This is a genomic window from Ramlibacter sp. AN1133 (assembly GCF_037890035.1).
GTDB lineage: Bacteria > Pseudomonadota > Gammaproteobacteria > Burkholderiales > Burkholderiaceae_C > Ramlibacter.
Genome location: NZ_JBBKTQ010000057.1, coordinates 1 through 700, shown reverse-complemented (window position 1 = coordinate 700; position 700 = coordinate 1). Strand labels below are relative to the sequence as shown.

Annotated in this window: 1 protein-coding gene; it reads left to right on the top strand. The window is 61.3% G+C overall.

Going from position 1 to position 700, the window contains the following annotated elements; genetic code table 11:
- Positions 1 to 685 (top strand): IS3 family transposase (locus WG923_RS30335; protein ID WP_340354773.1); only part of this gene is annotated, 685 nt, incomplete at its 5' end.
- Between the last annotated feature and the right edge of the window lie 15 nt (positions 686 to 700).

Sequence of the window (700 nt, the reverse complement as noted above, 5' to 3'; positions counted from 1 at the left end):
AGGCATCAAGATCGGACGCGACGCGATGTTCGACGTGCTGCGCGATGCCAGCATGCTGGTCAAGCCGCTGCGGGCGTTCCACAAGACGACCAACAGCCGGCATTTTTACCGTCGGCACCCGAATCTGCTCAAGGACGGACCGGCCAAGGTGGTGCCCACAGGATGCGAGCAGGTGTGGGTGGCAGATATCACGTACCTGCGCACCAAGGACAAGATGGTGTACGTCAGTCTCATCACCGATGCCTTCTCGCGCAAGATCATGGGATGGCATGTGCACGACGGCTTGGGCACCGAGCAGGTCAGCCGGGCCTTCAAAATGGCGCTGCGCCAACGGCAAACGAAACAGTCGCTGGTGCACCACTCGGACCGCGGCATCCAGTACTGCTCGATGGAGTACCAGCGCATCCACGCGCGGCACGGCATCGCCTGCTCGATGACCGACGGCTATGACTGCTACCAAAACGCCATGGCCGAGAGAGTCAACGGCATCTTGAAGATGGAATACCTGGTGCACACGCCTGCCGATCTGAAGCAAGCCACCCGAATGGTCAGCGAGTCGGTGCGCCTGTACAACGAGGCCCGGCCACACCTGTCCCTAGAATACAAAACGCCCGATGCAATCCACCGGGCGTCCCTGGCTGCCCAAAGGCAGCTGGCAACCAAGCCCGAACAGGTGTCAACCTAGGGCAGGACGGGTCAC